The organism is Halomonas sp. BC04 (assembly GCF_000568385.1).
Genome location: NZ_AZQX01000247.1, coordinates 1 through 7,878 on the forward strand (window position 1 = coordinate 1; position 7,878 = coordinate 7,878).

4 protein-coding genes and 4 pseudogenes are annotated in these 7,878 nt (G+C 63.2%); 5 read left to right on the forward strand and 3 right to left on the reverse strand.

What is annotated here, in order from left to right:
- A pseudogene (locus Q427_RS35510) lies at positions 1 to 689 on the forward strand (magnesium transporter); the annotation flags it as partial.
- 54 nt (positions 690 to 743) lie between these two features.
- Here the strand turns inward: Q427_RS35510 and Q427_RS35515 are convergent.
- The 3 genes and pseudogenes from Q427_RS35515 to mgtE all read right to left on the reverse strand — a co-directional run bounded on the left by Q427_RS35515 (position 744) and on the right by mgtE (position 3,602).
- On the reverse strand, positions 744 to 866 hold the full coding sequence (locus tag Q427_RS35515; protein WP_269321273.1) for a hypothetical protein: 123 nt from the start codon (positions 864 to 866) through the stop codon (positions 744 to 746).
- Positions 867 to 947: 81 nt separating this feature from the next.
- Positions 948 to 2,104, reverse strand: a pseudogene (locus tag Q427_RS17205) (cation diffusion facilitator family transporter).
- A 148-nt stretch (positions 2,105 to 2,252) separates the two neighbouring features.
- Positions 2,253 to 3,602 carry a magnesium transporter gene (gene mgtE / locus Q427_RS17210; protein ID WP_043516208.1) on the reverse strand — a complete coding sequence of 450 codons (1,350 nt, stop codon included), beginning with the start codon at positions 3,600 to 3,602 and terminating at the stop codon, positions 2,253 to 2,255.
- A gap of 362 nt (positions 3,603 to 3,964) precedes the next feature.
- Here mgtE and Q427_RS17215 point away from each other — a divergent pair, with 362 nt between their 5' ends.
- From Q427_RS17215 to Q427_RS17230, 4 genes and pseudogenes are all read left to right on the forward strand, one after another.
- Entirely contained in the window at positions 3,965 to 4,762 is a 798-nt protein-coding gene (locus Q427_RS17215; protein WP_043516211.1) for an undecaprenyl-diphosphate phosphatase, read from the forward strand.
- Between the two features lie 44 nt (positions 4,763 to 4,806).
- Positions 4,807 to 5,870: pseudogene (locus Q427_RS17220) on the forward strand (FAD:protein FMN transferase).
- Positions 5,871 to 5,949: 79 nt separating this feature from the next.
- Positions 5,950 to 7,317 (forward strand): bifunctional UDP-N-acetylglucosamine diphosphorylase/glucosamine-1-phosphate N-acetyltransferase GlmU, encoded by a 1,368-nt coding sequence (gene glmU / locus Q427_RS17225; RefSeq protein ID WP_043516214.1) that lies wholly within the window; start codon positions 5,950 to 5,952, stop codon positions 7,315 to 7,317.
- Positions 7,318 to 7,327: 10 nt separating this feature from the next.
- Positions 7,328 to 7,878 (forward strand): annotated as a pseudogene (locus Q427_RS17230) (glutamine--fructose-6-phosphate transaminase (isomerizing)); the annotation flags it as partial.

Genomic DNA, 7,878 nt, shown 5'->3' on the forward strand with positions numbered 1-7,878 from the left:
ATATCGCGTTACGATCTGCTGGCCATGCCGGTCATCGACCACGATGAGCGGCTGGTGGGCATCGTCACCCACGATGATGCCATGGATGTGGCGGAATCCGAGGCCACCGAGGATTTCCACAAGGGGATGTCCATCGGCCAGTTGGAGGATGGTGTTAGCCGAGTCCCGATCTGGAGCCTTTACCGCAAGCGGGTAACTTGGCTCGTATTGCTGGTCTTCGCCAATCTTTTCTCCGGTGCTGGTATTGCTTACTTCGAGGACACTATTGCCGCCCAGGTAGCGTTGGTTTTCTTTTTACCCCTGCTGATCGGCAGTGGCGGCAACGCCGGTGCCCAGGCCGCGACCCTGATGGTACGCGGTATGGCAACGGGTGATGTGGGGGTCAAGGACTGGAGCAAGTTGCTCGGTCGCGAGCTTTTGGTAGCCGGGGCCTTGGGCCTTACCATGGCACTGGCGGTAGCCCCATCGGCGTGATGCGTGGGGGGGAGGCAGTCGCGATGGTGGTTGCCATGAGCATGGTGGTCATCGTGCTGTTCGGTAGCCTGCTGGGCATGTGCTTGCCGTTCCTGCTCAACCGGGTAGGCTGGGATCCGGCCACGGCGTCGGCGCCCTTGGTGACGACGCTGATCGATGCCTGTGGGGTCTTGATCTATTTCACCATTGCAACGGCGATCTTGACGGGACTTTGATCGCTTGCGGTTGCATGGACTTTTGCATGCATTAAGGTTCGTCCGAGTGCGGTGCTAGTCATCATCCTTTCTCCGCGATATTAGCGAACGAATCGCCACGACCAGGATGACCGTCAGCAGTATGGAGAAGGGAATGGCGATGAGCAGGACGGCAGGCTTGATCATCTCTGCGGCCATGGAGTCTCCTTCGATAGTGGATAGCGGGGGGAAGCATACCCTCCGGGATCGGTGCCAGGGTGTCAACTGCCTGTCATCGGGTCAGTCCAGGGCTTTTTCCGCTTCGACCCCGCCCAGCCAGGGCAGGTCGCTCGCCCGTTCAGCGAGTCGATCGGGAAGCCGGGTCGCCACCGACGTCTCCAGCGCTTCGTCGACGAATACCACCACCGTGATCTTTCCATCCAGGTAGTGAAGCCGATACTCCACGATGTGTGGCCAACAGGAGAGCGACGACCATCGTTCTGCCAGCGCCTGTTCCACTGCCGGTCGCAGCGGCAGGCCGGGGAAGCGGCTGGGATCGCCTTCGCCGGCATCGTCCTCCGGGTCGATATGGAAGGTGACGTCGCTGAGTGCGGGATAATGCCGGCGCAGGCGTCGGCTCACCTCATTGCCAATTTCATGAGCCTCCGACACGCTGATGCGTGCTCCCACGACCACATGCAGGTCGACGATGACGTGTCCTGCCGATTGGCGGGTACGCAGGTCATGAACGCCTTCCACGCCGGGGACACCGAGGGCGACCTGGTGCATATCCTGCTGGGCATCTTCCGGCAGGGCGGTATCGACCAGCTCCCGGGCGGACTCCCACAGCAGGTCCCAGCCGACCTTTCCGACCAGCAGACCGACGATGACTGCGGCGATGGCATCCAGCCAGCCGATGCCGAACTGCGCACCGACCAGGGCGACGAGGACCACCGCCGTCGAGAGCACGTCGGAGCGGGAGTGCCAGGCATTGGCCTCGAGCAGTTTGGATTTCACTCGCTTGGCGACGCCCATGGTGTATCGGAACAGCGCCTCCTTGGCGAGCAGTGCGACCAGTGCCAGCAGCATGGCCCAGATGCCGGGAGCCGAGATCAGGGTGCCGGTGTACAGGCGCTGCAGGCTGGACCAGGCGATGGCCCCGGCCACGAAGATGAGGACGCTGCCCAGCAGCAAGGTGGCCAGGGTCTCGATGCGACCATGGCCATAGTGGTGGTCGTGGTCCGGCCCCTGCCGGCCGTAATGGGTGGCGGCCAGGACGAAGCCGTCGGTGATGAGATCCGAGAAGGAGTGGATACCGTCGGCTACCAGGCGGCGGAGCCCACCAGCGTGCCCACGATGACCTTGGCAAGGCCCAGCACCCCATCCAGCCAGGCTGCGATATAGGTCGCCTGCTTGGCCTCCTGGTTGTGTCGAGCCTGTTCATTGGTGGTGTTCATGGTCGTGTCCTGCTCGATCGTACTGCAGAGCCATGGGCTTCCAGATTCCCTCTGCGTCAGGACGTCTCTGACACAGGCGGGAATCCAGTCGATGAGATAGGTTGGCTCAGGGTGATTCTCGCACTCCCTCACCTTGAGTTGAAGGCCGTCAGGTTGGCAGCCCCAGGACGGCGGTGGCGATGGCGAAGTAGATCAGCACTCCGGAGGCATCGGCGATGGAGGTCACCAGCGGCGCCGAGGCGGTGGCCGGATCCCAGCCCAGGCGGTCGAGGATAAAGGGCAGGATCATGCCGATCAGGCTGCCCACGATCACGATCAGCACCATGCTCATGGCCACTACCAGGGCGATCTCGGTGCCGGCGCGGAATACGCCCACCACCGAGACGGCCAACGCCATGGTCAGGCCCAGGCCTATTGCCACGAAGACCTCACGCCCCAGCAGCCGGGCCCAGTCACGGCTGCGTACGTCGCCGGTGGCCATGCCGCGAACCATCAGGGTGGCGGCCTGGGAGCCGGCGTTGCCGCCGCTGTCCACCAGCAGGGGCAGGAAGAACACCAGGGCGATATAGGCCTCGATGGTCTCCTCGAAGTAGGCGATGCCGGCGCCGGAGAAGATATTGGCGAAGACCAGCAGCACCAGCCAGACGATACGCTTGCGGTAGAGGTCAAACAGGCTGGCGCTGCGCAGGCCGCCCTCCAGCTTGCCCACCGACACACCCTTGTGCATGTCCTCGGTGGCCTCCTCCTCGGCCACGTCCATGGCGTCGTCGTAGGTGATGATGCCCACCAGCTGTTCGCCGCCGTTGACGACCGGCAGGGCGAGCAGGTCGTAGCGCGAGATCAGCCGGGCGACGTCTTCCTGAGGGGTGGTGGTGGTCACGTGGACCACGTCTTCGGTCATCAATTCGGCGATCTGGGTATCGGTTTCGGCCAGTATCAGCTCACGGAGTGAGACAGTACCCAGAAGACGTCCGGCGGTATCGATGCAGTAAAGCTGATAGATCGTCTCTGCCTCGGCCCCCGTTTTCCGTATGGTCTTCAATGCCCGCTTCACATCGTAGTAGGCAGGGATCGCCACATAGTCCGAGGTCATGACCGCACCAGCAGTGCCTTCATCGTAGCTGGCCAGTTTGCGTAGATCCTCGCGAGCCTCCTTGGCCAATGAGTTCAGCAGCGCCTGCTGGCGGTCTTCGTCAAGCAGCTTGAAGAGATCGGCTCGCTCGTCGGCGCTCATATGCTCGAGAAGTTCGCCGAGCTTCTTGTCGGTCAGCGTGGCGGCAACCTCCTCCTGAAGTGCCACGCTGAGATAGCCGAAGGCCACCGCACGGCGCTCCAGGGGAAGGTGGCGAAGCAGTGAAATCACGGTATCGGTCTGTTCGTGCTGGACGAAATCGGCCAGGTCGGCCGGCTGCATCTCGGCGATCAGGCGATGGATCGTTTCCTGGTCGTTGCGCTGCATGGCGCTGCGCAGGGACGCAGCGAGAACGGCATAGCTCATGGTAGGGCTCCTTTGCGCGCGTCGAGGCTCGCACGCAAGGAGCCATCAGTACCCTATCGACTGGGTGCTGGCAGGATCCGGTGCGCGCGGTTCAAGGACACAGCGCGTTCAACTGGAAATTCCGTCGTGTAATATCGACTGGGAGGTTCCATAAATTCCTCGGAATGGGTTCGTGCCGCCATTTGACGGCGTCGAGATTCTAGTCGCGGTCGGGAGGGTAATCAACTGCGATTCGATGGTAAAGACTGAAATGGAAACGCAGCGGACAAGTCATGGACGGGCGTGTATCCTCAGCGCGTCGAATCGACTCATGCTGTCGACACCTCCGTGCTGCCGACGGCCTTGCTTCAAGGGGTTGCCATATGGATTGGCTCCAGGTCGCCGTTCTCGCCCTCGTTCAGGGGCTGACCGAGTTCCTGCCGATTTCCAGCTCGGCTCACCTGATCCTGGTGCCGGTGCTGACCGAATGGGAGGATCAGGGCCTGGCCTTCGATGTGGCCCTGCACATCGGCAGCCTGGCGGCGGTGGTGGTCTATTTTCGCCAGGACCTGGTGCGCATGACCGACAGCCTGATGGACTACGTTCGCGGTCGCGGCATGGATGCGGATGGGCGCTTGGCCGGCTGGGTCCTGCTGGCCACCTTTCCCGTCGGGCTTGCTGCCCTGATCTTCAAGACACCCATCGAAACCGTGATGCGTTCACCGCTGGTGATAGGCGTGAGCCTGATCGGCTTCGGTCTGCTGCTGGGTTATGCTGACTGGAAACGACGCGCAGGGCGAAGTGAGTACCAACTCACGCTTAAGGATGCGCTCCTGATAGGCGGGGCCCAGGCGCTGGCGCTGATACCCGGCACATCACGCTCGGGAATCACCATTACCGCGGCGCTGCTGTTGGGGATGAGCCGGGAGGGCGCGGCCCGCTTCTCCTTCCTCATGTCGATTCCGGTGATCGTGCTGGCCGGTGGCCTGGAGGTCAGCGGATTGGTCCGGAACCCTGAACCCATCGCGGTTTCTGCCTTACTGTTAGGGGCGGTAATATCCGGTATCAGCGCCTATGTCTGCATTCACTACTTTCTGGCCTTCATCAAACGGATCGGTATGCAGCCCTTTGTGGTCTATCGCATCATTCTGGGCCTCTGGCTGCTATGGATCTTCTGGTAGCCGCAAGGCGAAACCCTGCTGTTCTCGAGGAGAGCTTCACCATCATGAGCCGACTTCCCCCTATTCTTGCCTCGGCGGCGCTGCTGTTGCTGCTGATGGGCTGCTCGGAAAGCGACCGTCCACTGGAGTCGCCGGTACAGCTCGAAGGCGCCATATTCGGTTCCTTCTACCAGGTCACCATAGGCGATCCCCTTACCCAGGGGGACGCACAGCGGCTCGAGGAGGGCCTGCTGGAGGTGCTCGAGGACGTGGATGCCAGCATGTCGATCTACCGCGAGGATTCGGAGTTGGTGGCCTTCAATCAGTCGCCTTTGGGGGAGTGGCAGCCGCTCTCCGATGAACTGATCGAGGTGCTGGCAATCAGCCGATCGGTGGCCGAGGCCAGCGACGGCGCCTTCGATGTCACTATCGGTGGCCTGGTCAACCTGTGGAGCTTCGGCGCGAGGCGCGTCCTCGGGAGATACCGGACGAGGAGACTCTCAACGAACGCCTGGCCCAGGTGGGGCCCGACAGCATCGAGGTTGACGAGAACGGCTTGCAGGCCCGTCGCCTGCGCGACGTCTTCGTGGATCTCGGTGGCGTGGCGAAGGGGCATGGCACAGACCGGGTGGGGGCCTACCTGGATGGTCAGGGCATCGAACACTACCTGGTCAACCTTGGCGGCGACTTGATCGTGCGCGGCTACCGCGATGCCGAGAGCCAGCCCTGGCGCATCGGTATCGAGGCGCCGCTGGACGATCGCCAGGAAGCGACGCATATCTTGCCGGTCCATGACATCTCGATTGCGACCTCCGGCGACTATCGCAACTACTTCGAGGCGGAAGGACAGCGCTTCTCCCACACGCTGGACCCGCGCACGGGCCGGCCCATCGATCATCGCCTGGCATCGGTCACCGTGGCGCATCCCTCCAACGCCTGGGCGGATGCCTGGGCGACCGCGCTGATGGTGCTGGGCGACGAGGAGGGTATGGCGCTGGCCCGGAGTCAGGATCTCAAGGTGATGATGCTGATCCGCGAGGAGGACGGCTGGTCCAGCGTGGCCACGCCTGCCTTTGCCGATCACTTCGGCCAGTCGCGGATGGAGGAGATGGAGATAGAGGTTCGCTGATACAAGCAGGCCGGGGGCGCTGATATTGGCTGTCGGTTACACTGTTGCAACACGCAATGATCAAGGATAAGGAGTCAAGATGAGCCTCGATGTGGTGATTCTGGCCGCCGGGCAAGGGACGCGGATGCGCTCGCAGCTGCCCAAGGTACTGCACCGCCTGGCTGGAAAGCCGATGGTGTCTCATGTCATCGAAACCGCCCGGCGGCTCGCGGCCGACCGGATGCATGTGGTGATCGGGCATGGGGCGGACCGGGTGCGCCAGGCACTCGGCGACTATCCCGTGCGCTTTGCCCTGCAGGCAGAGCAGAAGGGCACCGGTCATGCAGTGGCCCAGGCGCTGGATGGTCTCGGCAAGGGCAAGGTGCTGGTGCTGTATGGTGATGTCCCGCTGATTCGTCGCGAAACCCTGAAGGTCCTGCTCGACCAGGTCACCGAGACCCGCATGGGCCTGCTCACCGTGACTCTCGAAGACCCCAATGGCTATGGCCGCATCCTGCGCAACGATGCCGGCGAGGTCGTGGCCATCGTCGAGCAGAAGGATGCCAGCGAACGTGAGCTGGCTGTGCGCGAATGCAATACCGGCATCATGGCCATGACTGCCGCTCAACTGCAGCGCTGGCTGCCCCGACTCTCCGCCGACAACGCCCAGGGCGAATATTACCTGACCGATGTCATTGCCATGGCGGCAGCCGACGGTGTGGCGATCGCCACTGCCCAGCCCGACAACCCGCTGGAGGTCGAAGGCGTCAACAACCGCCTGCAGATGGCGCGCCTCGAGCGAGCCTACCAGGCCGGTATCGCTGAGCAGCTCATGCTCCAGGGCGTAGCCCTGCTCGACCCGGCGCGACTCGATGTGCGCGGTCATCTGGCCTGTGGCCATGACGTGGAGATCGACGTGGGTTGTGTCTTCGAGGGTGACGTCGAACTCGGTGAAGGCGTTCGTATCGGCCCCCATTGCGTGATACGCGACAGCCATATCGGAGCCGAATCGGTGATCGAGGCCCATAGTGTCATCGACGGTGCCGTGATCGCCGGCCGCAACCGTATCGGGCCCTTCGCCCGGCTGCGTCCCGGCTCGCGACTGGCGGTGGGTGCCAAGGTGGGCAATTTCGTCGAGACCAAGAACGTCGAGGTGGGCGAGGACAGCAAGATCAACCACTTGAGCTACGTGGGTGACGCTCGGCTGGGCCGCAACGTCAACGTCGGTGCCGGCACCATCACCTGCAATTACGACGGTGCCAACAAGCATCGCACCGAGATCGGTGACGGGGCCTTCATTGGTTCCAATACGGCCCTGGTGGCTCCGGTCAGCGTGGGTAGCGGCGCCACCGTGGGTGCCGGATCGACGATCAGCAAGGACGTGGCCGACAATGCCCTGGCCGTCTCCCGTGGCAGGCAGGTCACCAAGGCGGATTGGCCGCGTCCCAACAAGTCCAAGCATTACTGAGGAAGCTCCCATGTGTGGAATCGTTGGTGCCGTTGCCGAGCGCAATGTGCAGAATATCCTGCTCGAGGGGCTCCGTCGGCTGGAGTATCGCGGCTATGATTCGGCTGGCATGGCCGTACTGGCTGCAGGGGGGCTGCAGCGCTGCCGGGCCCTGGGCAAGGTTGCCGCACTTGAGCTGCGACTTGACGCCGAGCCGCTGCCGGGGAACTGCGGCATCGCCCACACCCGCTGGGCCACCCACGGCAAGCCCAGTGAGGCCAATGCGCACCCCCACGCCTCGGGGGATCGACTGGCGGTGGTGCATAACGGCATCATCGAGAACCATGAGGCGCTGCGTCACGAGCTCAAGGAAGCGGGCTATCTCTTCGCATCCCAGACCGATACCGAAGTCGTGGCGCACCTGCTGGAGCGCGAGTATCGGCAGGGTGACGGCCTGCTGGCATCGGTGCAGCGGGTGCTGGCACGGCTGGAAGGCGCCTATGCCCTGGCGGTGATGCATGCCGATGAACCCGATGTCATCGTTGGCGCCCGCAAGGGGAGCCCCCTGGTGGTCGGGGTGGG

Excerpts from the sequence above, each read along its gene's own strand:
- Q427_RS35515 (WP_269321273.1), bottom strand. The coding sequence starts at position 866 with ATGGCCGCAGAGATGATCAAGCCTGCCGTCCTGCTCATCGCCATTCCC.
- mgtE (WP_043516208.1), bottom strand. The coding sequence starts at position 3,602 with ATGAGCTATGCCGTTCTCGCTGCGTCCCTGCGCAGCGCCATGCAGCGC.
- Q427_RS17215 (WP_043516211.1), top strand. The coding sequence starts at position 3,965 with ATGGATTGGCTCCAGGTCGCCGTTCTCGCCCTCGTTCAGGGGCTGACC.
- glmU (WP_043516214.1), top strand. The coding sequence starts at position 5,950 with ATGAGCCTCGATGTGGTGATTCTGGCCGCCGGGCAAGGGACGCGGATG.